General features: G+C 73.0%; 26 protein-coding genes. 15 read left to right on the plus strand and 11 right to left on the minus strand.

The features are described from left to right. Window positions 1-68: 68 nt before the first annotated feature. The 5 genes from AMK33_RS33300 to folP all read right to left on the minus strand — a co-directional run bounded on the left by AMK33_RS33300 (window position 69) and on the right by folP (window position 3261). Window positions 69-557 (minus strand): DUF3180 domain-containing protein, encoded by a 489-nt coding sequence (locus AMK33_RS33300; RefSeq protein WP_073936731.1) that lies wholly within the window; start codon window positions 555-557, stop codon window positions 69-71. A gap of 60 nt (window positions 558-617) precedes the next feature. Further along, entirely contained in the window at window positions 618-1229 is a 612-nt protein-coding gene (folK, locus tag AMK33_RS33305) for a 2-amino-4-hydroxy-6-hydroxymethyldihydropteridine diphosphokinase (RefSeq protein WP_073936732.1), read from the minus strand. Next, window positions 1226-1585: a dihydroneopterin aldolase gene (gene folB, locus AMK33_RS33310; protein WP_073936733.1), complete on the minus strand. Its 360-nt coding sequence runs from the start codon at window positions 1583-1585 to the stop codon at window positions 1226-1228. The genes folK and folB overlap by 4 nt, the downstream gene beginning before the upstream one ends. 261 nt (window positions 1586-1846) lie before the next feature. Further along, entirely contained in the window at window positions 1847-2350 is a 504-nt protein-coding gene (locus tag AMK33_RS33315; protein ID WP_073936734.1) for a nuclear transport factor 2 family protein, read from the minus strand. Beyond that, window positions 2347-3261 carry a dihydropteroate synthase gene (gene folP / locus AMK33_RS33320; RefSeq protein ID WP_073936735.1) on the minus strand — a complete coding sequence of 305 codons (915 nt, stop codon included), beginning with the start codon at window positions 3259-3261 and terminating at the stop codon, window positions 2347-2349. Before folP ends, AMK33_RS33315 begins: the two co-directional genes overlap by 4 nt. Before the next feature lie 363 nt (window positions 3262-3624). Here folP and AMK33_RS33325 point away from each other — a divergent pair, with 363 nt between their 5' ends. Beyond that, a complete protein-coding gene (locus AMK33_RS33325; RefSeq protein ID WP_073936736.1) occupies window positions 3625-4866 on the plus strand; it encodes a hypothetical protein in 1242 nt (413 codons plus the stop codon). 462 nt (window positions 4867-5328) lie between these two features. Here the strand turns inward: AMK33_RS33325 and AMK33_RS33330 are convergent, their stop codons facing one another. Continuing rightward, window positions 5329-6663, minus strand: a complete 1335-nt coding sequence (locus AMK33_RS33330) for a PH domain-containing protein (RefSeq protein ID WP_073936737.1) — start codon at window positions 6661-6663, stop codon at window positions 5329-5331. After that, window positions 6660-7190: a PH domain-containing protein gene (locus AMK33_RS33335; RefSeq protein WP_073936738.1), complete on the minus strand. Its 531-nt coding sequence runs from the start codon at window positions 7188-7190 to the stop codon at window positions 6660-6662. The genes AMK33_RS33330 and AMK33_RS33335 overlap by 4 nt, the downstream gene beginning before the upstream one ends. Window positions 7191-7221: 31 nt before the next feature. Between AMK33_RS33335 and AMK33_RS33340 the strand changes: the two genes are divergently transcribed. After that, the gene (locus AMK33_RS33340) at window positions 7222-8373 is read left to right on the plus strand and encodes an NADH-quinone oxidoreductase subunit D (protein WP_073936739.1); all 1152 of its coding nucleotides are present in this window, start codon (window positions 7222-7224) and stop codon (window positions 8371-8373) included. Here AMK33_RS33340 and AMK33_RS33345 read toward each other — a convergent pair. Continuing rightward, on the minus strand, window positions 8338-9393 hold the full coding sequence (locus tag AMK33_RS33345) for an SAM-dependent methyltransferase (protein ID WP_235618268.1): 1056 nt from the start codon (window positions 9391-9393) through the stop codon (window positions 8338-8340). The genes AMK33_RS33340 and AMK33_RS33345 overlap by 36 nt on opposite strands. A gap of 150 nt (window positions 9394-9543) precedes the next feature. Between AMK33_RS33345 and AMK33_RS33350 the strand changes: the two genes are divergently transcribed. The 3 genes from AMK33_RS33350 to AMK33_RS33360 all read left to right on the plus strand — a co-directional run bounded on the left by AMK33_RS33350 (window position 9544) and on the right by AMK33_RS33360 (window position 12153). Continuing rightward, entirely contained in the window at window positions 9544-10746 is a 1203-nt protein-coding gene (locus AMK33_RS33350) for a sensor histidine kinase (RefSeq protein WP_073936741.1), read from the plus strand. Between the two features lie 74 nt (window positions 10747-10820). After that, window positions 10821-11492, plus strand: coding sequence for a response regulator (locus AMK33_RS33355; protein WP_073936742.1), 672 nt, complete (start codon window positions 10821-10823; stop codon window positions 11490-11492). Between the two features lie 31 nt (window positions 11493-11523). Next, window positions 11524-12153 (plus strand): AAA family ATPase, encoded by a 630-nt coding sequence (locus tag AMK33_RS33360; RefSeq protein ID WP_073936743.1) that lies wholly within the window; start codon window positions 11524-11526, stop codon window positions 12151-12153. A gap of 18 nt (window positions 12154-12171) precedes the next feature. Here AMK33_RS33360 and AMK33_RS33365 read toward each other — a convergent pair whose 3' ends face one another. Beyond that, window positions 12172-13278: a DUF5937 family protein gene (locus AMK33_RS33365; protein ID WP_073936797.1), complete on the minus strand. Its 1107-nt coding sequence runs from the start codon at window positions 13276-13278 to the stop codon at window positions 12172-12174. A 192-nt stretch (window positions 13279-13470) separates the two neighbouring features. After that, window positions 13471-14637, minus strand: a complete 1167-nt coding sequence (locus AMK33_RS33370; RefSeq protein WP_073936744.1) for a threonine aldolase family protein — start codon at window positions 14635-14637, stop codon at window positions 13471-13473. Window positions 14638-14808: 171 nt separating this feature from the next. Between AMK33_RS33370 and AMK33_RS33375 the strand changes: the two genes are divergently transcribed. The 10 genes from AMK33_RS33375 to AMK33_RS33415 all read left to right on the plus strand — a co-directional run bounded on the left by AMK33_RS33375 (window position 14809) and on the right by AMK33_RS33415 (window position 23088). Next, window positions 14809-15774, plus strand: a complete 966-nt coding sequence (locus tag AMK33_RS33375) for a Rossmann-like and DUF2520 domain-containing protein (RefSeq protein ID WP_073936745.1) — start codon at window positions 14809-14811, stop codon at window positions 15772-15774. Between the two features lie 70 nt (window positions 15775-15844). Beyond that, on the plus strand, window positions 15845-16843 hold the full coding sequence (gene panC / locus AMK33_RS33380; RefSeq protein ID WP_073936746.1) for a pantoate--beta-alanine ligase: 999 nt from the start codon (window positions 15845-15847) through the stop codon (window positions 16841-16843). Then, entirely contained in the window at window positions 16840-18549 is a 1710-nt protein-coding gene (locus tag AMK33_RS33385) for an L-aspartate oxidase (protein WP_073936747.1), read from the plus strand. Before panC ends, AMK33_RS33385 begins: the two co-directional genes overlap by 4 nt. Window positions 18550-18554: 5 nt before the next feature. Next, window positions 18555-19529, plus strand: coding sequence for a carboxylating nicotinate-nucleotide diphosphorylase (gene nadC, locus AMK33_RS33390; RefSeq protein WP_073936748.1), 975 nt, complete (start codon window positions 18555-18557; stop codon window positions 19527-19529). Window positions 19530-19537: 8 nt separating this feature from the next. After that, window positions 19538-20335 carry a type III pantothenate kinase gene (locus AMK33_RS33395; protein ID WP_073936749.1) on the plus strand — a complete coding sequence of 266 codons (798 nt, stop codon included), beginning with the start codon at window positions 19538-19540 and terminating at the stop codon, window positions 20333-20335. Between the two features lie 334 nt (window positions 20336-20669). Beyond that, on the plus strand, window positions 20670-21257 hold the full coding sequence (locus tag AMK33_RS33400) for a hypothetical protein (protein WP_079195062.1): 588 nt from the start codon (window positions 20670-20672) through the stop codon (window positions 21255-21257). Window positions 21258-21284: 27 nt separating this feature from the next. Continuing rightward, the gene (locus AMK33_RS41835; protein WP_107425287.1) at window positions 21285-21461 is read left to right on the plus strand and encodes a hypothetical protein; all 177 of its coding nucleotides are present in this window, start codon (window positions 21285-21287) and stop codon (window positions 21459-21461) included. 159 nt (window positions 21462-21620) lie between these two features. Next, complete coding sequence (locus AMK33_RS33405; protein ID WP_030835991.1) at window positions 21621-21998, plus strand: BlaI/MecI/CopY family transcriptional regulator; 378 nt, start codon at window positions 21621-21623, stop codon at window positions 21996-21998. 9 nt (window positions 21999-22007) lie between these two features. Beyond that, on the plus strand, window positions 22008-22553 hold the full coding sequence (locus AMK33_RS33410; RefSeq protein ID WP_073936752.1) for an amino-acid N-acetyltransferase: 546 nt from the start codon (window positions 22008-22010) through the stop codon (window positions 22551-22553). A gap of 199 nt (window positions 22554-22752) precedes the next feature. Continuing rightward, window positions 22753-23088 carry a histone-like nucleoid-structuring protein Lsr2 gene (locus AMK33_RS33415; RefSeq protein ID WP_073936753.1) on the plus strand — a complete coding sequence of 112 codons (336 nt, stop codon included), beginning with the start codon at window positions 22753-22755 and terminating at the stop codon, window positions 23086-23088. Here the strand turns inward: AMK33_RS33415 and AMK33_RS33420 are convergent. Continuing rightward, window positions 23067-23756, minus strand: coding sequence for an SCO3374 family protein (locus AMK33_RS33420; RefSeq protein WP_073936754.1), 690 nt, complete (start codon window positions 23754-23756; stop codon window positions 23067-23069). The genes AMK33_RS33415 and AMK33_RS33420 overlap by 22 nt on opposite strands. Window positions 23757-23983: the final 227 nt, after the last annotated feature.

The raw sequence follows: 23983 nt of genomic DNA on the forward strand, positions 1-23983 counted from the left end.
ACGTGGGCAGGCCTGAGGCTCCGGGCCGACGTGGGTGCGCCGAGGCCCCGGGCCGACGTGGGTGTGCCTCAAGCCGCCGGTGCCGTGCCCGGGCCGTTCGTGTCGTCGTCCTCCGGGAGCTTGCAGACGCGCTCCAGGAAGATGGCCGCCGCTATGACGCCGATGCCCGCCAGGACCGAGAAGCCGGCGTAGATGGCCTGGTCACGGCGGGCGGGGACGTCCAGGGACTCCAGCAGGAAGACGCCCGTGCCGCCGTACATGCCGGCGACGAGCGCGGCCACCAGGGCGCTGGCCTGTCCGAACACGACCGCGCGGGCGGCCATCAGGGGGTCGACGCCCTTGGCGTCGGCCTGCCGCTCGCGCTGGGCCTTGAGGCGGGCGCGGATGGACAGCGCGGTGGCCGCGAGGACCACCGCGATCAGGGTGAGGACGATGGGCGCGGCCACGGGCACGCTCGGAAGGGTGCCCAAGGAGTTCCAGAGGCGGGCGCCGGCCCAGGACAGGATCCCGGCCACGACGAAGACGCCTGCCAGCACCCTGATGCGCAGCTCTTTCACGGTGTCCCTTCGCGTTCCCCCGGAGGGTGCCCCGGAATGTGGTCGTGTCGACCTTAACGGCTACTCGGGCAGCCGGAGTTCCAGGTCCGCGCGGGGTGTGACGCCCTCACGGGTGACCGTGCCGAGGAGATCGGCGACCGGGCCGCGGCCGGGCAGCTCCGCCTCGGGGTCGACGTCGTGCCAGGGGGCGAGCACGAAGGCGCGCTCGTGGGCGCGCGGGTGCGGGAGCGTGAGCTGCGGGTCGTCGGAGTGGAGATCCGCGTACGAGACGATGTCCACGTCCAGGGTGCGCGGGCCCCAGCGCTCGTCCCGGACCCGGTGGAAGGCCTCCTCGACCGCGTGCGCCCGCTCCAGCAGGGAGGACGGGGGCAGGGTGGTCTTCAGCACTACGACCGCGTTGAAGTACGAGGGCTGGCTGCCGGGCTCGACGCCCCACGGCTCCGTCTCGTACACGGGGGAGACGGCCTTGACCCGGATGCCCGGGGTGTCCTCCAGGGCGTCGACGGCCCCCTGGAGGGTCTCCAGGCGGTTGCCGAGGTTGGAGCCGAGGGAGACCACGGCCCGTTTCGGATTGTGCAGGGTGGTGTCGGCGGCGTCGACCCGCTCGACCACGGAGGCGGGGACGGGCTGAACGGTCGGGTCGGTCTGGCCCTGGGTGGACGGCCTGGTCATACGCGGCTCCGGGTGATGGTGACGGTCACGTCGTCGAAGGGCACGGTGATCGGCGCGTCCGGCTTGTGGACGCACACCTCGACCTCCTGCACCACGTCGTGCTTCAGACAGACCTGGGCGATGTGCTCGGCGAGCGTCTCGATGAGGTTGAGCGGCTCGCCCTGGACGACCGCCACGACCTCCTCGGCCACGATGCCGTAGTGCACGGTCTTCGTCAGGTCGTCGTCGGCCGCGGCCGGCCGGGTGTCCAGGCCGAGGACGAGGTCCACGATGAAGGTCTGGCCGTCTTCGCGTTCCTTGGGGAACACACCGTGGTGCCCGCGGGCCTTCAGGCCACGCAGCGCGACACGATCCACACGAATCACTCCTGCAGTCGTCGGTCCGGCCGGTCGGTGCCTGTGCGGACGGCACACCGGCCTGCACTTGAATCTACCCGCGGGCACCGACAGCTCCGGTGGCCCGGGGGTGCGGGGGCGGGCCGGCGGCCGGGGATTTCACCGTCCGTTTCCCCTGGGGAGGCCGGGGGCTCACGGGATGGTGGCCGCCCCTGCCCGCCCCGTCGTGATTCCCACCACTTCCGGTGAGGGGGCGACGGGCCACGAGGTCCGTCTACCCGCTCAGGCCGGGGTGTCGTCGTCCTCGATGTCCTCTTCCTCGGCGAGGACCGGAGAGGCGTGGTGGGACCAGAGCTTCCAGCCGGACGGGGTGCGCCGGAACACGTTGGTGGCGACGACGAGCTGGCCGACCAGGGGACCGAGCTCCTCGCCGGCCTCGGGGGCGGGGCCGCCGCTGAGGATGTTCTCGGTGCACGTCACCAGGGCGGTGTCGCCGGTGACGGAGACATGCGTGTCGGTGAGGAAGAACTGGATGTAGTCGGTGTTCGCCATGATCAGGGCGTACGACCTGAGCACCTCGCCGCGCCCGGTGAGCACGGGCCAGCCGGGGTGCACGCAGGAGACCACGCCGGTGTCCGCGGGATCGTGGTACGACTCGTCGACGCCGAGGTCGCCGGGGGTCAGCCAGAGCGACGCGACCTCTTCGAAGTCGCCCCTTTCGAGTGCCTCGTAGAAGGCGGTGTTGGCGGCCTCGACGTGCTCGACATCGGTGTGGGGTGCGCTCACCGGGCTCCTTCTGCGCCGTGCGCGCCGGATTCGGGGGGTGTGGTGTCCGCCGTGCGCGCCTGCGCTATGGCGCGGGTGACCCGTACGGCGTCCGCGGTGGCGCGCACCTCGTGCACGCGGACCGCCCAGGCGCCGGCCTGCGCGGCGAGGGCGGAGACGGCGGCGGTGGCCGCGTCGCGCTCCCGCGCGGGCGGGGCCGCGCCGTCCGGACCGGCCAGGACACGGCCGAGGAACCGCTTGCGGGAGGCGGCGACGAGCACCGGGTGGCCGAGGGCCAGGACGCGGTCGAGGCGGGCGAGGAGGGCCAGGTCGTGGTCGGCGCCCTTGGAGAAGCCGAGGCCGGGGTCGACGATCACACGGTCGGCGGCGATCCCGCCTTCCAGGACGGCCTCCACGCGCGCGCGCAGTTCCTCGGCGACCTCCGTGACCACGTCGGCGTACACGCCCTCGATGTTGCCGCCCTCCAGGAAACCGCGCCAGTGCATGACGACGAAGGGGGCGCCGGCGTCGGCGACGACGGGGATCATGGCGGGGTCGGCGAGTCCGCCGCTGACGTCGTTGACGAGGGCGGCGCCGGCCGCGAGGGACTGTTCGGCGACGGAGGCGCGCATGGTGTCGACGGAGATGGTGACGCCCTCGGCGGCGAGGCCGCGGACCACGGGGATGACGCGCCTGAGCTCCTCGGCCTCGTCGACGCGGGTGGCGCCGGGCCGGGTGGACTCGCCGCCGACGTCGACCAGGTCGGCGCCCTGGGCCACCAGGTCGAGGCCGTGCTTGACGGCGGTCGTCGTGTCGAACCAGCGGCCGCCGTCGGAGAAGGAGTCGGGGGTGACGTTCACGACTCCCATGACCGCGCAGCGGTCCCAGTGAGGAAGGCCCGCGACCTGGCGGCGTCCGCTGTGGTTGCTCATATGTTCAGCGTAGGCCCGCAAGGGGCCGGAGTACGCCTCGGGCCGGGCGGGGCGTCCGGGGCCCGTGGGGTGCCGTGGAGGCGGCTCGGCGGCTCGGCGACGGCGTGCGGACGACTGCCCGGCAAGGCGGTCGGGATATGCGGAGTTCGCCGGGCGGAGTTCGGCGGGCGGTTCACGGGGCAATGAACGATCTTGATAATTGGGCAATACGTCTATTCACGTGTGTCGTGCGTTCCCTGATGCCCTGTGAAATCCTCGGTGTGGCTTTGTTTTTACGGGGCGGGGCACCATCATTCGCCTACGCGCGGTAAGTTTCTGGCCATGCCACGTGGACGTCACCGTCATTCCCCGCCTCTGCACAGGATGCTGCCCCCGTCGGCGATCGCAGGCGTGTCCGTCGTCTGCGCCCTGGGGCCCTGGGTGTTCACGCAACCGATGGTGCTTCGTGTCCTGGCCGCGGCCGCCGCGGTCACGGCGGTCGCCGGCGCCGTCGTCATGCGGCACTGGGACGCCCAGGCGGGCAAACGCGTCGCCGATCTCACGCGCGCGCGTGCGAGCGACGAATGGCGTTTCGAGGAGCGGGTCGCCGAACTGGAGTCCGACCTCGAGGAGTCGCGCGAGCTGCGGGCGAAACTGGAGCAGCGGTTGCGCGCCAAGCGCGCGGAACTCACCGGGCTGCGCAACGAGCACGCGGCTCTGCTGCGGCGGTACGCCGCGTCGGAGGTCGACCGGGCGAGTGTCCTGGAGGAACGCCGGGTGCTCGAGATAGAGGCCACGGTTCCGGTCCGCGCGCTGCCTGCGGGACCGTCGGCGGCGCCCGACGACGCGGAGGTGCCGGAGCAGGCGGAGCCCGCGACGGTGGAGCAGGACGAGGCCGTCGCCGAGGAGACGCCGACGGCTCCGTCCGTCTTCTCTCCGGAGGGGTCGAAGCTGTTCCTGCGCGCCGACGCGGCACTGGCGCGGCTCGCCGCCGACGCGGACGCCGACCCCGACGCCGTAGAGGACGGCGCCGACACGGACCTACGGACCGACGAGGCGTCCGGGCAGGCCGACGACGACGCCCGGGCCGGTGACACGCCGAAGGACGACGGCTCCCCGAAGGGCGACGACGCCTCCGAGGGCCCTGAGGACGACGGCCCCGGGCCCACGAAGCAGTCCGAACGGGAACAGGCGCAGGAGGACGAGGCCGACGCCGAGGGGCGGACCGAGGCGGTCGACGAGCACGAGCGTACGACCGCCGACTCCCCCGCACCGGCCGCTCCTCCGGCCCAGCCCGCGCGGCAGCCCTCCGGGCACTTCACCGTGCCGACGGCGGTGGCGGTCGTACCGCCGACCGCACCGGTACGGCGGCCGGTGTCCGAGGGCGGCTTCGACTTCTTCGGGACGAAGAAGGACACGGACGGCGCCGCCCTGGACACCGTCCAGAACGAGGACCTCGCCGACGTCGTCGGCCAGGAGGCGCTCGCGCTGCACAAGGCGGAGGCCGAGGCGCGGTTCAAGCCCGCCGACGAGGAGGCACGCGGTGTCGGCCAGGTCATCGACCTGACGGCACACGACGAGACGGAACACATCGACGTCGAGGACCTGCGCAGCGCGGTCTCCTGACCCACCACACCAGCCGAACGGGCCCCGCGCGGTGTGCGCGGGGCCCGTTCGGCGTTCCGGTGCGCCCGTGCGCGTACGGACGACGCGGCACCCACGCTGATCTGTCGCCCACGTCCGAAGGCGCATCCGCGCGCATGCGGTCGATGCGCCCGTCCCGCTGGGGGCGGGCTTCCTCCATGCGGCTGTGCCCGCGCGGGTGCGATTGATGCGTTCGCGAGCGGGGCGCGGTAGGAGACCGTGCTGTGCCCGCGCGGGTGCGGGCGATGCCGTCCCACGACGGGGACGGGCTCCCACGGCCGGTGCGCGTGCCCCTTGCACGTCGTCCGTCTCAGTGGCCCTGGCGTGGCCCTGGCAGGCGTCCTCGCGGCTTGTGCCGTCGCCTCAGCAGCCCCGGCAAGCCCGCTCCGCACCTGTGCGTCGCCGGCCCCAGCAGCCCCGGCAGGCGCTCACCGTCTGTGCGGGTCAGGCCATCCAGCGGTCCGGGCGGGCGTCTCTGCGGCCGGTGCGGGAGCGTTCTGCCTGGGAGTGGAGGAGGGCCGCCGCCTCCGTGGCGTCCCGGAGGTGGGCCGTCACCGACTTGTTCGCGCCGGTGTCCACGTGGACGTCCGCGACACCCCGGGCCCGCTGCCAGGGGCCCTGGACCAGCCGTACGCTCTGCACCTTGGCGTGCGGCACCAGGGACAGGCTGCGTCGCAGCAGCCCGTGGCGGGCGGCGAACACCGCGCCGGTGACGGCGAGTCCGTAACCCCGCCACCACAACGGAACGCACCACCGTGCGCGGCGCGGCGGCCGGGAGAGCGCCTCGCGCGGGGGCACGCTCACCCCGGGCAGCACCCGCGCGACGACCGACTCGGCGAGCTCGCGCGGAGCGACCGGCAGCAGCAGGGAGTTGGACGAACCCGCCACGTCCAGTTCCACCCGCACCCACCCGCGCCGCCGCCACAGCAGCGGCTCGACCAGCCGCACCGTCTGCACGCGCCCCGGCGGCACCGTCTCGTGCGCCCGGTCCAGCAGCCCGTGATCGATGCGCAGCCCGTCGGGCGACTCGCCCAGCGTCCAGTCGTACTCGGCGACGAACCGGCCCACACTGCTCGCGCCCGCGGCGCCGAGCAGCGGCACGGCCGCGGCGAGCACCGTCCACAGACTGTGGGTGGCCGTCCACAGCAGCGGCACCACCACGGCGGCGACCAGGAGCCAGCCCCAGGTCGCCCCGGTCAGCAGAAGGGAGACGGCGAGGACGCCCGGCGGCACCCGCAGCATCTCCCGGGACGGTGCCTCGCCCACCTCGTGCGCGGTCTCCGGCGCGAAACCCGCCGCCCGCGCGAGGAGTTCCGCGCGCAGGGCACGCGCCTCGTCGGCGCCCAGGAAGGCGAGCTCGTCCTTCTTGTCGGTGCCTATGACGTCGAGTTTGAGCTTCGCCACGCCCACCACCCGCGCGAGCAGCGGCTGGGTGACGTCGATGGCCTGGATCCGCTCAAGGCGGATGTGCGCGGTGCGCCGGAACAGCAGCCCGGTCCGGATGCGCAGCTCACTCCCGGTCACCGCGAAGTGGGTGAACCACCAGGTCAGGAAGCCGTAGAGGGCGGCGGCCGGGATGAGTACGGCGAGACCGATCAGCAGGGTCGTCGTCGTCAGCCGGGTCAGCTGGCGCTGTGCCTGGTCGGGGTCGTGCAGCGCCCACCCGATCAGCACCGCGACGGGCGCCCACGCCCGCCTGAGCGGCGTGACGGGGTGCAGCCGCCTCTCGGTCACGGGCGGCCGGTCGCGTACGTCCTCGTGGACGTCGGGGGCCGTCACAGCCCCGCCGATCGGGCCTCGCCGAGCTCGGTGAGCCGGTCGCGCAGCCGCTCCGCCTCGGCCGGGTCGAGGCCGGGGATGGTGGCGTCGGTCGCCGCGGCCGCGGTGTGCAGCTGCACGCTGGACAACCCGAAGTGCCGTTCCACGGGCCCGGAGGTGACCTCGACCAGCTGCATCCGCCCGTACGGCACGACCGTCTCCTGGCGCCACAGGACGCCCCGGCTGATCAGCAGGTCGTCGGCGCGCTCCGCGTACCGCCAGGAACGCCAGTTGCGCTCCAGCAGCACCCAGCCCCAGATCAGCAGGGCCAGCGGCAGCAGCGCGAAGGCGGCCCAGACCGGCCCGGCCAGCAGCCCCGGCACCAGCGCGGTGGCCAGGGTCAGCAGCCCCAGCCACACCACCAGCAGCAGCCGCCGCATCCTCAGCAGCCCCGGGGGCAGCGCGAACCACACCGGCTCCTCGCCGCCCGGGACCGCCGGCCTGCCCGTTCCCGCTGTCCCCGTGTCGTGCGGGCTCCCCGTCTCCATGGGCCCAGCGTACGTAGGGGAGACTGTGTTCATGACTCCTACGACGGAGACCATGGTCGGTATCGGCGGCGCGGCGGAGAGCACCGACATGGTGCTCAACATCGGGCCCCAGCACCCGTCCACGCACGGCGTGCTGCGGCTGAAACTCGTCCTGGACGGCGAGCGCGTCGTCCGCGCGGAGCCCGTGATCGGCTACATGCACCGGGGCGCGGAGAAGCTGTTCGAGGCCCGCGATTACCGCCAGATCATCATGCTGGCCAACCGTCACGACTGGCTGTCGGCGTTCTCCAACGAGCTGGGCGTGGTCCTCGCCGTGGAGCGGATGCTCGGCATGGAGGTCCCCGAGCGCGCGGTGTGGCTGCGCACACTGCTCGCGGAGCTGAACCGGGTGCTCAACCACCTGATGTTCCTCGGCTCCTACCCGCTGGAACTGGGCGGCATCACCCCGATCTTCTACGCCTTCCGGGAGCGCGAGGAGCTCCAGCACGTCATGGAGGAGGTCTCCGGCGGGCGCATGCACTACATGTTCAACCGCGTGGGCGGCCTCAAGGAGGACCTCCCGGCGGGATGGACCGCACGCGCGCGCGGCGCCGTCGCCGACGTGCGCTCCCGCATGGACCGCTTCGACGACCTGGTGCTCGGCAACGAGATCTTCCGCGGCCGCACGCGCGGCGTCGGCGTGCTGTCGCCTCAGGCGGTGCACGCGTACGGGGTGAGCGGGCCGATCGCCCGCGCGTCCGGCGTCGACTTCGACCTGCGCCGCGACGAGCCGTACCTCGCCTACGGCGAACTGGGCGACGTCCTGAAGGTGGTGACCCGCGCGGAGGGCGACTGCCTCGCCCGCTTCGAGTGCCTCCTGGAGCAGACCCACAACGCCCTCGACCTCGCCGACGCCTGCCTCGACCGGCTCGCCGAGCTGCCCCCGGGCCCGGTCAACCAGCGGCTCCCGAAGGTGCTCAAGGCGCCCGAGGGGCACACGTACGCGTGGACCGAGAACCCGCTCGGCATCAACGGCTACTACCTGGTCAGCAAGGGCGAGAAGACCCCGTACCGGCTGAAGCTGCGCTCGGCGTCGTACAACAACATCCAGGCGCTCACCGAGCTGCTGCCGGGGACGCTGGTCGCGGACATGGTGGCGATCCTCGGGTCACTGTTCTTCGTCGTCGGAGACATCGACAAATAGGTCCCCCGCGGCGAACAGGTCCCCCGCGACCCCCACCGGCTGCACCAGCCACCCGAAGTCGCCGAGTCCGCCCGGCGCGGTGAGTTCGGCGGCTTCCCCGGCGCCCGCGAGGGCGCGTACGTACCCGGCCGGGTCGGTGGAGGCCAGCGTGAGCGGGGGGCGTGCGCCGCTGACGCCCAGAGCGCGCAGGGCGTCCCGCTGGGTCAGCAGGCGCGTGCCGGGGAGCGCGCGGGCCGCGGCGCACGCGTCCAGGGCCACATGCGCGGTGAGGTCGCACGTCCCGTCCGGCACGGGTGTCGTCTCCCGCCCCTCCCGGAACGCCGTGAGCGTCCCGAACGGTGGCCGCGCGGTGGCCGTGTGCGCGTAGTCCACGGCGACGGCGAGCCCCCGCGCGAGCGTGCCGACGGCCGACGCCCAGGCCCGGTCCCGCGGCAGCCCGATCTCCGCGCGGAGCCCTTCTTCGGCCCCCAACGGCCACCACCGCGCCAGCCACTCGGCAGCCGCACCCCCGACCGGCTCCCCGAGCCGCTCCGTCCCGTCCTCCCGCACCAGTACCAGCCGCGGTACGCCCGACGGGTCCACCTCGGCGACGTCCACGGGCACGTTGTCCAGCCACTCGTTGGCGAAGAGCAGTCCCGTGATCCCCTCCGGGGGCTCGGCCCGCCACTCGATCCGGTGATCCAGCCCGGCCGGCCGGTCGGCGAGCTCGACGGCGTACGCACGTACGCGCGGCGCCACGTCGGCGGGCAGCGCGGCGAGGACACCGGTGACCAGTTCGCCCCGCCCGGCCGCCATGTCCACGAAGCCGAGCACCGCAGGGCGTCCCAGCGCCTCGTCGACCCGGCACAGCAGCCGCGCGACGGCGTCGGCGAACAGTGGCGAGGCGTGCACGGACGTGCGGAAGTGCCCGGCCGGGCCCGCGCCGGACCCGCGGTAGAAGCCGTCCGGCCCGTACAGGGCGTCCTGGGCCGCCGCCCGCCAGCCCCGCGGGCCGCCGCCCTCCACAGCCCCTGCCGTCACCGGTTCCACACCCCCGCCGTCGCCGTCGTCACCGGCCCAGGTTAAGCGCGCGGATATGCCGGGCCTCCACCTTGCGGAGTACACGTGCCGACCGGGGATCGGCCCTCCGGTTGACCCCTGCACGCATTTCGCTTCCCTACGCTGGGTTACGTGCAGCGCCTCTATGACTTCCTCCGCAGACACCCGACGTGGGTCGACGGCTTCTGGGCCGTGGTCCTCTTCGGAATTTCGGTGATCGGCGGAGCGAGCATGGAGGAGGCCCGGGGGACGGACCTGCCCGCCCTCACGGTGCCCGTCATGCTGCTGCTGTCGCTGGTCGTCGCGCTGCGCCGCCGGATGCCCGAACGGATGCTGGTCCTCGCCCTCGCCGTGGGCCTGGGGCAGCTGATCGCGGACGTGGCGACGATGCCCGCCGACTTCGCCCTGCTGGTGATCGTCTACACGGTCGCGGCGGTCGGCGCGCGCTGGGCCTCCCGACTCGCGCTGACCGCCGCGCTGGTCGCGGCTCCGCTGGCGCAGTTGCGCTGGCCCGACCACGAGGCGGGCACGGCGCAGAACATCGCCATAATGATCTTCCAGGCCGTGCCGTTCGCCCTCGCCTGGGTGCTCGGCGACTCCATCCGCACCCGCCGCGCGTACTTCGCGCAGCTGGAGGAGCGGGCCGCCCGGCTGGAGAAGGAGCGCGAGGCGCAGGCCAAGGTCGCGGTCGCCGCCGAACGCGCCCGGATAGCCCGCGAGCTGCACGACGTCGTCGCGCACAACGTGTCGGTGATGGTGGTGCAGGCCGACGGCGCCGCCTACGTCCTCGACGCCGCCCCCGACCAGGCCAAGAAGGCCCTGGAGACGATCTCCTCCACCGGCCGCCAGGCCCTCGCCGAGATGCGCCGCCTGCTGGGCGTGCTGCGCACCGGCGAGCACCAGGAGGCCGGGGAGTACGTGCCGCAGCCCGACGTGCAGCAGATAGAGGACCTCGTCGAGCAGTGCCGGGGGTCGGGACTGCCGGTGGACTTCAAGGTCGAGGGCACCCCGCGCCCGCTGCCCAGCGGCGTCGAGCTCACCGCGTACCGCATCGTGCAGGAGGCGCTCACCAACACCCGCAAGCACGGGGGCTCCGACGTGGGTGCCAGCGTGCGCCTGGTGTACTTCGACGACGGTCTCGGCCTCCTCGTGGAGGACGACGGCAAGGGCGCCCCGCACGAGCTGTACGAGGAGGGCGGCTTCGACGGGCAGGGCCACGGCCTGATCGGCATGCGCGAGCGGGTCGGTATGGTCGGCGGCACCCTGGACGCGGGCCCGCGCCCCGGCGGAGGATTCCGCATCAGTGTGCTGCTGCCGCTCAAACCCGCGCATTGACGCCCGCGCACGCCCCCTGTTGACACCTGTCACACCCCCTGCGACGACTTGACGACCGAATGGAAGAGGCCCCGATGACGATCCGCGTGATGCTCGTCGACGACCAGGTGCTGCTGCGCACCGGGTTCCGGATGGTGCTCGCCGCCCAGCCGGACATGGACGTCGTGGCGGAGGCGGGCAACGGCGTCGAGGCCCTGGAGGTGCTGCGGTCCACCGCCGTCGACGTGGTGCTGATGGACGTCCGCATGCCCAAGCTCGACGGCGTGGAGACGACCCGCCGGATCTGCGCGGACACCGACCCGCCGAAGGTGCTGATCCTCACCACCTTCGACCTCGACGAGTACGCCTTCTCCGGGCTCAAGGCGGGCGCCTCCGGCTTCATGCTCAAGGACGTGCCGCCGGGTGAACTGCTCGCCGCGATCCGCGCGGTGCACAGCGGCGACGCCGTGGTCGCCCCGTCCACCACCCGCCGGCTCCTGGACCGGTTCGCGCCGATGCTGCCCAGCACGGGCAAGCAGCCCGAGCACAAGGAGCTGGAACGCCTCACCGAGCGCGAGCGGGAGGTCATGGTGCTGGTCGCGCAGGGCCTGTCCAACGGCGAGATCGCGGCCCGGCTGGTGCTGTCCGAGGCGACCGTGAAGACCCACGTGGGCCGCATCCTGACCAAGCTGGGCCTGCGGGACCGGGTGCAGGTGGTCGTCCTCGCCTACGAGACGGGTCTGGTACGGGCCGGCGGACACGGCTGAACGGACGGCCGCGCGCCGGTAGGGTGCGCGCATGCTGCTGTGGATCAACGGGCCCTTCGGGGGCGGCAAGACACAGACCGCACACGAGATCCAACGCCGTCTGCCGGGCAGCGTCGTCTGCGACCCGGAGCACCCCGGGTTCGGCCTGCACCGCATGCTGCCGCCCGGACTGCGCGGCGACTTCCAGGACCTGCGGGCCTGGCGGCAGGGCGTCGTCGAGGTCCTCGACCTGGCCCTGACCGAGCAGGACGGCGTGGTGATCGCCCCCATGACCGTCACCGACTCCGGCCACTTCGCGGAGACCGTCGGACGGCTGCGCGAACTCGGCCACGACGTACGCCACTTCACCCTCCTCGCCGAGCGCGCGACGGTGCTGCGGCGGCTGCGCGAGCGCGGCTTCGGCCACCTCGTGCGGTACGCGAGGGGGAGGGAGGCGCCGCGCCGGGAGAGCTGGGCGGTGCAGCGGCTCGACCACTGCCTGGAGCGGCTGAGCGAGCCGGAGTTCGCCGAGCACCTGTGGACGGACCGCACCACGGTGCCGAAGACGGCGGACCGCATCGCCGTCCTGGCCGGGCTGAAGCTGCTCCCCAACCACGAGGGCCGGCTGCGGACCCGGCTGCGGCAGGCGGGCGTGGGCATCCGCCACATCCGCTTCGACTGACGGACGCCGTACGCGCCGTCAGCGCAGGATCCCCTCCAGGAAGTCGCTGCCGAGCCGGGCCACCACCGTCACGTCCAACTGATGCAGCACGTACCGCCCACGGCGGCGGGTGGTGATCAGTCCGGCCTTCTTCAGCACGCTCAGGTGCCGGGATATCTCCGGCGCCGTCATGCCGTGCACCTGGACCAGCTCGCCGGTGGTGTACGCGCTGCGGGCGAGGTGGCGGCACATGCGCATGCGGACCGGGTGGGACAGCGCGGTCATCCGCAGGGCGAGCTGCTCGACCGTCGGCGGGGCGGCCGGCTCGGCGGAGCCGACCGGGTAGTGCAGCACCGGCTGCCAGCCGTACCGGTGCAGCACCATCAGGTGCGGCCAGCCGAGACTGGTCGGGATCAGCAGCAGCCCGCCGTCGCCCGTGGCCGTACGCCCCTCACCCAGCTTGTCGACGGTGATCCGCCCGGCGGTCTCGTCGAGCGTCACCGCGGGCGACACCGCCGCCAGCGCCTCGGCCAGCCCCTTGTGCCGGAGCAGGTCGGTCTTGTGACGGGTGTCCGCGGCGAGCTGATGCCGCAGCCGGGACCACGCCTCGGCGAAGAACGCCTCGTCGCAGTCCCGCAGGAACTGCCGCAGCCAGTCCCTGATCCGCGGCGGGTCGGCGAGCAGCCGCTCGGTGAACTCAGTCTGGCGCGGCCCCCGCGCGGCGGCCAGCTCCAGCGAGCGGCGCCGCAGTTCTTCGTCGGTGAGCGGGCCCGCGCCCGGAGCGCCGTAGGGGAGCGCGCAGGTGAACTCCAGGGCGGCGTCCACGAACTGCTCGTCGGACAGCTTGTCCAGCAGGTCCAGTTCCTCGGTGAGGGTCCCGCCCGGGAGCGTCGTGCGGCCCGGTATGCCGGCGCTCGGCAGGAACAGGTCCGAGAACGTCGTGCGCCACAGGAAGTCGGCCTCGCACATCCGGTCCGCGAGATGCGGGTCCAGCCGCGCGGTCACGCCCGCCACCCAGCCCTGGAGCCCCGGGTGGTGCCCCGGCTCGGACAGCGCGTGCAGCGCCATGCCGAGCTCGGCCAAGGGTGAGGGCACGACGGCGACCCTCTCCGGCCGCAGCCCCGCGATGTCGATACTCACGCTCATGCCCACATGATGCAGGGATTCTCGCCCCCGCCGCCCCTTCCCGTTCCCGTCCCCCGGGGGCGCTGCCCCCGGAACCTCCGCTCCTCAAACGCCGGAGGGGCTAAATGTCGGCATCTGCAGCGTTTGAGGAGCGGCGTCTGGGGCGGAGCCCCAGATTCGGGACGGGAAGGGGCGGCGGGGGCGAAGAAACCCTCAGACCCGGAGCAGCCGCCGCGCGAACTCCACCGCCGCCGCGCGTACGTCCTCGGCCGTCCACTCCAGCCCCGCGGAACGCACGTACACCTCCGCGAAGGACAACCCCGGCCCCTTCGGGTCCCAGTGGTTGGCGAAAAGCACCGTTCCCGTCTCCTCGGCCGCCCGGATCGCCACCTCGGCGACGACATCCGCGTCGTACGGCAGCCACACCTGGAAGTCATGGGTGTGCGGCACCTCGGGGTGGACGCGGAACCAGGGCAGCCCCCCTGCTTCCAGCCCCTCCCGCAGCGCGGCGGCCACCACGCGCGCGTGCCGGACGTACTCCGGCAGCCGTGGCAGCTCCCGCTCCAGACCGATCAACGCCGACAGCGCGGTCGGGAACTGCTGGAACACGTTGCCCCCGTACCGGTGCCGCCAGGACCGCGCCTCCTCGACCAGGCTCGCGGGACCGGCGAGGGCGGCGCCGCCATAGGCGTCGAGGGACTTGTAGAACGACACGTAGACGCTGTCCGCGAGGCCCGCGATCTCCTCCAGCGGCCGGCCGAAGTGCTCGGTGCACTCCCACAGCCGGGCCCCGTCGAAGTGCACGACCGCCTCGCGTTCCCGCGCGGCGGCCACCACCTCGGTCAGCTCCTCCCACGTGGGCAGCACGAAACCGGCGTCCCTGAGCGGCAGCTCCAGCATCAGTGCCCCGAAGGGCTCCTCGAAGTCGCGGACCTCCTCGGCGGTGGGCAGCCGGGGCTCGCTCGTCATCCGCACCGGCCGCAACCCGCTGACCTGGCTGAACGCGTTCCGCTCGTACACCTCCGGGTGGCTGAGCGGATGCAGCGCGACCGCCGGGTCGCCGGTGCGGCCGGCCCAGCAGCGCAGCGCCACCTGCTGGGCCATCGTGCCGGTCGGGAAGAACGCGGCGGCCTCGGTGCCGAGCAGACCGGCGACCCGCTTCTCCAGGGCCTCGACGACGCCGTTGCCGTAGATGTCGGACGTCTCGTCGAGGTCGTACACGCTCCCCGCCGCCTCCAGCAGGGTCAGCCGCTCCGAGAGGGGGGCGAGGAAGTCGAGGCGCGCGAGCACACGCGGGGCGGCGCGCCAGGCGGCGATCCGCCGCTTCCGCAACGCCGTGGGGTCACTCATGCCGTCCGTATCACTCATGCGCGCGATCATGCCGCGCCCCCACCCGCGCGGGCACCCTCATTTCCGCACGCGCGTGTGCCACTACGGCGCACGGAAACCCACAGCCTGTGGACAACCGACCGTCCCCGGAACCGATCGCGTTAACATGACGAGAAATCGTCCGGTACCCCGAGCGGACTGGAACGGGAAGGCCCCCGTCGCGTGAACACAACCCCACAGCCAGATCCCCGGGACCGCCCCGCGCGGCTCACCGTCGGCGTCGTCGGCGCCGGACGCGTGGGCCCCGCCCTGGCCGCGTCCCTCCGGCTCGCCGGGCACCGCCCGGTGGCCGTCTCCGCCGTCTCCGACGCCTCCCGCAGACGCGCCGAGCGGATGCTCCCCGACGTGCCGGTGGTGCCGCCCGCCGAGGTCCTCCAGCGGTCCGAGCTGGTCCTGCTGACCGTCCCGGACGACGCCCTGCCCGAGCTGGTCTCCGGACTCGCCGACACCGGCGCGGTGCGGCCGGGCCAGCTACTGGTGCACACCTCCGGTCGGTACGGCGCGAAGGTGCTCGACCCCGCCCTGCGGGCCGGCGCGCTGCCGCTCGCCCTGCACCCGGCGATGACGTTCACCGGCACCTCCGTCGACGTGCAGCGCCTCGCCGGGTGCTCCTTCGGCGTCACCGCCCCCGAGGAGCTGCGGCTGGCCGCCGAGGCCCTCGTCGTCGAGATGGGCGGCGAGCCGGAATGGATCGCCGAGGAGAACCGCCCGCTCTACCACGCGGCCCTCGCCCTGGGCGCCAACCACCTGGTCACCCTGGTCGCCCAGTCCCTGGAACTGCTGCGCACCGCCGGTGTCGAGGCCCCCGACCGGATGCTCGGCCCGCTGCTCGGCGCCGCCCTGGACAACGCCCTGCGCTCCGGCGACGCGGCCCTCACCGGCCCGGTCGCGCGCGGCGACGCGGGCACGGTCGCCGCGCACGTCACCGAGCTGCGCCGGCACGCCCCGGGGGCCGTCGCCGGCTACCTGGCGATGGCCCGCGCGACCGCCGACCGCGCCCTCGCCCACGGCCTGCTGAAGCCCGAGCTCGCCGAGGACCTCCTCGGAGTACTCGCCGACGGAACCGGCGGGACCGGCGGAGCCACGGGCACCGACGGCACCGGAAGCACCCCGGGGGAGGACCGATGAGCGGCACGCCCCGACACCCCGCCCACCCCACTCCCGCGACGACGCGCGCGTCCCGGAACGGAGTCACCCGATGACCGCCACCCTGCTGCGCACCGCCGCCGAACTGCACGCACGCGCGCGTACCGGCCGCCGCGCCGTCGTGATGACCATGGGTGCCCTGCACGAGGGCCACGCCACGCTGATCCGCACCGCGCGGGGGATCGCCGGCCCCGACGGCGAGGTCGTGGTCACCGTCTTCGTCAACCCGCTGCAGTTCGGCGCGGGCGAGGACCTGGACCGCTATCCGCGCACCCTGGACGCCGACATCGAGCTCGCCGAGCAGGCGGGTGCCGACGCCGTCTTCGCCCCGTCCGTGGACGAGGTCTACCCGGGCGGCGAACCCCAGGTCCGCGTCACGGCCGGCCCCATGGGCGAACGCCTGGAGGGCGCCGCCCGCCCCGGCCACTTCGACGGCATGCTCACCGTCGTCGCCAAACTGCTCCACCTCACCCGCCCCGACATCGCGCTGTACGGCCAGAAGGACGCCCAGCAGCTCGCCCTGATCCGCCGCATGGTGCGGGACCTGAACTTCGGCGTCGAGATCGTCGGCGTCCCCACCGTCCGCGAGGTGGACGGGCTCGCCCTGTCCAGCCGCAACCGCTACCTCTCGCCCGCCGAGCGGCGCACCGCGCTCGCCCTGTCCCAGGCCCTGTTCGCGGGCCGCGACCGGCACGCCGCCCAGCAGGCGCTGCGCGCGCGTGCGAGTGAGGTGCCCTCCACGCGCGCGCGTGCCGAGGCGCTCAGCGCCATAGGGGAGTCCCGCGCGGCGGCCGACGCGCACGCCGTCGCCATGACCGCCGGCGGCCCGGTGGCCGTCCGCGCCGCCGCCCGCCTGGTCCTCGACGAGGCCGCCCGCCTCACGCCGCCCCTCACCCTGGACTACCTGGCCCTGGTCGACCCGTCCGACTTCACCGAGATCGGCGACGACTTCACCGGAGAGGCCGTCCTCGCCGTGGCCGCCCGCGTGGGCACCACCCGCCTGATCGACAACATCCCCCTGACCTTCGGAACCTTCGGAGCCGCCTCGTGACCAGCACAGGCATACGACTGCACGCGCCCGCGCCCGGGTGGTCCATCGACGCGGACGTCGTGGTCGTCGGTTCCGGCGTCGCCGGCCTCACCGCCGCCCTGCGCTGCGAGGCCGCCGGCCTGACGACGGTGGTCGTCACCAAGGCCCGCCTCGACGACGGCTCCACCCGTTGGGCCCAGGGCGGCATCGCCGCGGCCCTCGGCGAGGGCGACACCCCCGAGCAGCACCTGGACGACACACTGGTCGCCGGCGCGGGCCTGTGCGACGAGGAGGCGGTCCGCATCCTCGTCACCGAGGGGCCCGACGCCGTACGCCGCCTCATCGCGACCGGCGCGCACTTCGACGAGTCGACCGACGGCGGCCTGGAACTCACCCGCGAGGGGGGCCACCACCGCCGACGCATCGCCCACGCGGGCGGCGACGCCACCGGCGCGGAGATCTCCCGCGCCCTCGTCGAGGCGGTCCGCGCACGCGGGATGCGCACCATCGAGAACGCCCTCGTCCTCGACCTCCTCACCGACGCCGACGGCCGCACCGCCGGCGTCACCCTGCACGTCATGGGGGAGGGCCAGCACGACGGCGTGGGCGCCGTCCACGCGCCCGCCGTGGTCCTGGCGACCGGCGGCATGGGCCAGGTCTTCTCGGCGACCACGAACCCCGCCGTCTCCACGGGCGACGGCGTGGCCCTCGCCCTCCGCGCGGGCGCCGAGGTGAGCGACCTCGAATTCGTCCAGTTCCACCCGACGGTGCTCTTCCTCGGGCCCGAGGCGGAGGGCCAGCAGCCGCTGGTCTCCGAGGCGGTACGCGGCGAGGGCGCCCACCTGGTGGACGCCGACGGCGTGCGCTTCATGCAGGGGCAGCACGAACTCGCCGAACTCGCGCCCCGGGACATCGTCGCCAAGGGCATCATGCGCCGCATGCGGGAGCAGGACGCCGAGCACATGTACCTCGACGCCCGCCACTTCGGCGCCGAGATGTGGGAACACCGCTTCCCCACGATCCTCGCCGCCTGCCGCGCGCACGGCATCGACCCGGTGACCGAGCCCGTCCCGGTCGCCCCGGCCGCCCACTACGCCTCCGGCGGCGTCCGCACCGACTCCCACGGCCGCACCACCGTGCCCGGCCTGTACGCGTGCGGCGAGGTCGCCTGCACCGGCGTGCACGGCGCCAACCGCCTCGCCTCCAATTCCCTCCTCGAGGGCCTGGTCTACGCCGAGCGCATCGCCGCCGACATCGCGCGCGCCGGAAACACCCTCCACGCGCGCGTGCCGCAACCGCTCCCCGTCACGGAGCGCCCCGCCTACCCCCTCCTCCCCCCGGAGGCCCGCTTCACCGTCCAGCGGATCATGAGCCGGGGAGCAGGCGTACTCCGCTCCGAGGACTCCCTCTCCCAGGCCGCCGACCGTCTCCACCGGCTCCACGCCGACGCGCGCGACGCCCTCGACGAGAACGGCAAGACCGCCGAGCCCGGCGTCGACACCTGGGAGGCCACCAACCTCCTGTGCGTGGCCCGCGTCCTGGTCGCCGCCGCGCAGCGGCGCGAGGAGACCCGCGGCTGCCACTGGCGCGAGGACCGTCCCGAGCGCGACGACACGACCTGGCGCCGCCACATCGTCGTACGGCTGAATCCGGACCGATCGCTGGCGGCGCACACCACCGACACCACAGACTTCCCCCCGACCTTCACCCAGGCCCAGGAGCAGTGACAGCAGTGACCACCCCCGACCTTCCCCTCGTTCCCTCCGGCGGCTGTGGCGACGGCTGCGCCTGCGGCGCCGACGAGGAGACCTATCTGGAGTGCGGCCTCGACCCCGCGCTCGCCCAGCTCCTGGCCGACGCGGGCCTCGACCCCGTCGAGGTCGAGGACATCGCGAACGTCGCCCTCCAGGAGGACCTGGCCCACGGCGTGGACGTGACGACGGTCGCGACCATCCCGGAGGACGCCGTCGCCACCGCCGACTTCACCGCGCGGGAGGCGGGCACCGTGGCGGGCCTGAGGATCGCCGAGGCGGTCATGTCGGTCGTCTGCGCGGAGGAGTTCGAGGTCGAACGCCACGCGGAGGACGGTGACCGCGTGGAGGCGGGCCAGACCCTGCTCTCCGTCACGACCCGCACCCGAGACATCCTCACCGCGGAGCGCAGCGCCCTGAACCTCCTGTGCCGCCTGTCGGGCATCGCGACCGCCACGCGCGCGTGGGCGGACACCCTGGAGGGCACCAGGGCGAAGGTCCGCGACACCCGCAAGACGACCCCCGGCCTGCGCAGCCTGGAGAAGTTCGCCGTGCGCTGCGGCGGCGGCGTCAACCACCGCATGTCCCTCTCGGACGCGGCCCTGGTCAAGGACAACCACGTGGTGGCCGCAGGCGGTGTCGCCGAGGCCTTCAACGCGGTCCGCGAGCGCTTCCCCGACGTCCCGATCGAGGTCGAGGTCGACACCCTGCACCAGCTCCGCGAGGTCCTGGACGCCGGCGCCGACCTGATCCTGCTGGACAACTTCACGCCCGGCGAGTGCGAGGAGGCGGTGGCCCTCGTCGACGGCCGCGCCGCCCTGGAGGCCTCCGGCCGCCTCACCCTCACCAACGCGAAGGCGTACGCGGACACGGGCGTCGACTACCTGGCGGTGGGCGCCCTCACCCACTCCTCGCCGATCCTCGACATCGGCCTCGACCTGCGAGCGGCGGAGTAGGACCGGCCATGCTGCTGACGATCGACGTGGGCAACACGCACACCGTCCTGGGCCTCTTCGACGGCGACGACATCGTCGAACACTGGCGCATCTCCACGGACGCGCGCCGCACGGCCGACGAACTCGCGGTCCTCCTGCAGGGCCTGATGGGCATGCACCCGCTGCTGGGCGACGAGCTGGGCGACGGCATCGACGGCATCGCGATCTGCGCGACGGTCCCGTCCGTCCTGCACGAACTCCGCGAGGTCACGCGCCGCTACTACGGCGACGTGCCGGCGGTGCTGGTGGAACCGGGCGTGAAGACGGGGGTGCCGATCCTCACCGACAACCCCAAGGAGGTCGGCGCGGACCGCATCATCAACTCGGTCGCGGCGGTCGACCTCTACGGCGGTCCGGCGATCGTCGTCGACTTCGGCACGGCGACGACGTTCGACGCGGTCTCCGCGCGGGGGGAGTACGTCGGCGGGGTCATCGCCCCCGGCATCGAGATCTCCGTCGAGGCGCTCGGCGTCCGCGGTGCGCAGCTGCGGAAGATCGAGGTGGCGCGTCCGCGCAGTGTGATCGGCAAGAACACGGTCGAGGCGATGCAGTCCGGCATCATCTACGGATTCGCCGGTCAGGTCGATGGTGTGGTCAATCGGATGGCCCGCGAGCTGGCGGACGATCCCGAGGACGTGACGGTCATCGCGACGGGCGGTCTGGCGCCGATGGTGCTGGGCGAGAGCTCGGTCATCGACGAGCACGAGCCGTGGCTGACGCTGATCGGGCTGCGCCTGGTGTACGAACGGAACGTGTCGCGTCTGTGACGCGCGCGGGTGGCTGTGCGGCTCGGTGCCGTACGGGTGCCCCTCGCTGTTGTGGCCCGGCGCCGGGTTCACGCGGCCGGCGCGGTACGGGGTGCCCTGTGTTGGTGTGGGCCGGGGGTTGGTCGCGCAGCCCGGCGCTGACGGGGTGCCGTCGCGCCCACCCGTGCCGCCCCAGCGGCACGACTGCCCGCGGGAGCGGCAGGGACGGCGGGAGCGGCAGGGGTGCGGGGAGCGGCAGGGGTGCGGGGGGCGGTGTCCCGCCCACCCGGGTGGCGACCCGCGCCACACCTGCCCCATACGCGGTGTTTGTCTGATTAGCGCGTATCGTCGCAGCATGCCCACGCCCTACGGACCCCGCGGCGGCATGGCGTTCGGCGCGGAGGAGCTGCGCGTGCTCCGCCGCGCTCTCGCCCTCGCCCTGTGCCCCACCCCCACTCCCGCCTCGGCCGACGACCTCCAGGACTGCCTCCGCCTCGTCACGGACCTCGACGAGGCGACGCGGGAAAGTGCCCGGCTGCGCGCCTTCCTCCTGGCCGACCTCGGCCGTTACCGCGCCGCCCTCCCCGGCACCGCCGCCGGCTACCTCACGCTCCTGGAGGAGGCGCTGGGCGCCGGATACCGTCCCCGCCCCGACGACCTGGCCGCCCTCCGGGCCCTGCGCGGCAACCCCACCGCCGCCGCCCTCCTGCGCCACTGCCGACGCACCTTCCTCCTGGCCCTCCCCGGAGGCCGCGCGGCCACCGAGGACCCGCAGAAGAAGCAGGAACCGGCCCGGAAGCCACCCGCCACCCCCCGCCCAGCCCCGAACCCCACTCCCACCCCCGCACCCGACCCCGCCCGCCCCATCCCCACCCCCGGCGAGGTCTTCCCCCGGCGCAAACCCACCCCACCCCCGCCGGACCAGCACCTGGCCGCCGGCTGACGACCCCCGCTGCCCTACCCTGGACCCATGGACTACGTCTCCGCGCTCCTCCCCCCGGCCGTCATGGCCGTCCTCTTCATCGGCGTGATCCGGGTGATCGTGAAGACCCAGGGCGGCGCCAACAAGACCAAGGAGGACGCCGCGGTCGACGCGGCCCTCGCGCGGGTGCGGGGCTCCCAGCCCGCCCCCAAGACCGAAGCCTGACCGGTCCGACCCCAGCCGCCCCGGCGTACGACCCAAGGTCGTACGCCCTTTTTGTTCACGTTTGCCGACGATCACGCCTGTCCGGCACGCCATTACCGGGATTCACCACTATTGTTCTGAGTTGTGCCTCGCCCATTGGGAGAACTCGAAGACGCGGTCATGACGCGGGTGTGGAAGTGGAACCGCCCGGTGACCGTTCGGGAAGTCCTGGAAGATCTTCAGAAGGAACGGTCCATCGCGTACACCACGGTGATGACCGTTTTGGACAATCTCCATCAGAAGGGCTGGGTGCGCCGAGAGGCGGAAGGCAGGGCCTATCGATATGAGGCGGTCTCCACTCGCGCCGCCTACGCCGCCGCGCTGATGAACGAAGCGTGGTCGCAGAGCGACAACGCCGCCGCCGCTCTCGTCGCGTTCTTCGGCATGATGAGCGAGGAACAGCGCCAGGCTCTCACCGACGCGGTCCGCATCGTCCAGCTCCCGGAAACCCCCGCCGACGAGAACCCCGGCTCAGCAGAGGGCCGGAGCGGACGATAGCGTCCGCCCATGTCCGCAGACAGCCCCGAAGACAGCCCCGAAGTCCCCGCAAAAGCCATCACGGTCCGACGGGCCCGTACCAGCGATGTCCCCGCCGTACGCCGGCTCCTTGACGCCTACGTCCGCGGGCGCATCCTGCTCGACAAAGCAACGGTGACGCTTTACGAGGACATCCAGGAGTTCTGGGTCGCGGAACGGGACGACAACGCGGAGGTGGTCGGCTGCGGCGCCCTGCACGTGATGTGGGAAGACCTCGCGGAAGTCCGCACTCTCGCCGTGAAGCCGGGCCTGAAGGGCGCGGGCGTCGGACACCGGTTGCTGGAGAAGTTGCTGGAGACCGCCCGCTGGCTCGGTGTTCGGCGCGTATTCTGCCTGACCTTCGAAGTGGACTTCTTCGGCAAGCACGGCTTCGTGGAGATCGGTGAGACACCCGTCGACACCGATGTGTACGCGGAGTTGCTGCGCTCCTATGACGAGGGGGTCGCGGAGTTCCTCGGCCTCGAACGCGTGAAACCGAACACCTTGGGCAACAGCCGGATGCTTCTGCATCTGTGATCTGCGAGCGGTGCCCTATGTCCGAAACGCGCATGTTTCCGGGCCGGGTGCGGGCAGTGGGTCTCCGCCAGGGGTTTGTGTTTTTACGGCAAAAGCGGTTTGCTTTCCGGAGTACTGCAGTACTGGATATAACAAGGGGCGGCGATACGGCGGACGCCGGCACACCCCGGCCCTCAAGTTATCGATGAAAGGAAATCCGGTGGCACAGAAGGTTCAGGTCCTTCTTGTCGACGACCTCGACGGCGGCGAGGCGGACGAGACCGTGACGTTCGCGTTGGACGGCAAGACGTACGAGATCGATCTCACCACCGCCAATGCGGACAAGCTCCGCGGCCTTCTCGATCCTTACGTGAAGGGCGGTCGTCGTACCGGAGGCCGTGCTTCGGGCGGGCGCGGAAAGGCGCGTGCCACTTCCGGTGGCAGTCAGGACACCGCGGCCATCCGCGCGTGGGCGAAGGAGAACGGCTACGAGGTCAACGACCGCGGCCGTGTCCCCGCGTCCATCCGCGAGGCCTACGAGAAGGCCAACGGCTGACCGTCGGCCCGTACGGCGGCGCACGCACGCCGCAGCCGGACCCGGTGGACCTGTGTAGCCACCGTGTTCACCAGTCGCACGAGATCCGGGGGGACGTCCCGGTCCCCCCTCGCACCACCCCTCGTGCCCATCGCCGACAGCGTCGGCAGTGAGGCCTCGGCCTCGCGTCCCGGCTCGGGGGGCCGCAGCCACACGGCGGCCCCCTGCGATCCGTCACGGCCCAGGGGGAGCGGCCGGGCGGCGGGACCGGCATCACCGCCGGTGTCACCACCGGCATCGGCGCCAGGGGGCCAGGGAGCGTCCATGAGACCTCCCGCGCCGACCGCCACCAGGTCCAGCGCCAGCGCGCCCCAGTCCAGCCACTCCAGCAGCCCCGGCAACTCCTCCGCGCTGCCCGCCGCCACCAGCAGCCGCATCCTGCCCTCCCGCAGGGCCACCGGGAACCCCCGCCCGAGCCCTCCCGAGCGCCCCAGGCGCTCCAGCGCCGCGCACCCCGCCTCCGCGGGTACGTCCAGGACGTCGAAGCGCACCCCCACCGCCAGTCGCACCGGCATCCCGGGCGCCGTGGGCCACCCCAGCGCGTTCTCGTACCAGAGCCGCACCTCGTCGTCGCTCGGCGTGAGCGGCCGACGGGGGGACGGCACTGAGGGAGCGACGGTCCGAGCCATGCCCGACGCAACGTCCGGACGCCCTCCGGGTTACGCTGGGTGCTCATGTGTAAGCGGGGGGTGTCGAACAAGGGGGCGTGCGGGGGTGCGGGGAGGCGCAAGGTTGTTCGCCCGTAGCGGAGGGAACCCGTGCACTCGGCATGGACTGTCCGTAGCAGCGGGTAAGACATCCCTAGTGGGAGGGGGCGACACGCAGGGCGGGACGTCTCCCGTTCGCCATGGGCGTA

This window comes from Streptomyces sp. CB02400, assembly GCF_001905725.1.
Classification (GTDB): domain Bacteria; phylum Actinomycetota; class Actinomycetes; order Streptomycetales; family Streptomycetaceae; genus Streptomyces; species Streptomyces atrovirens.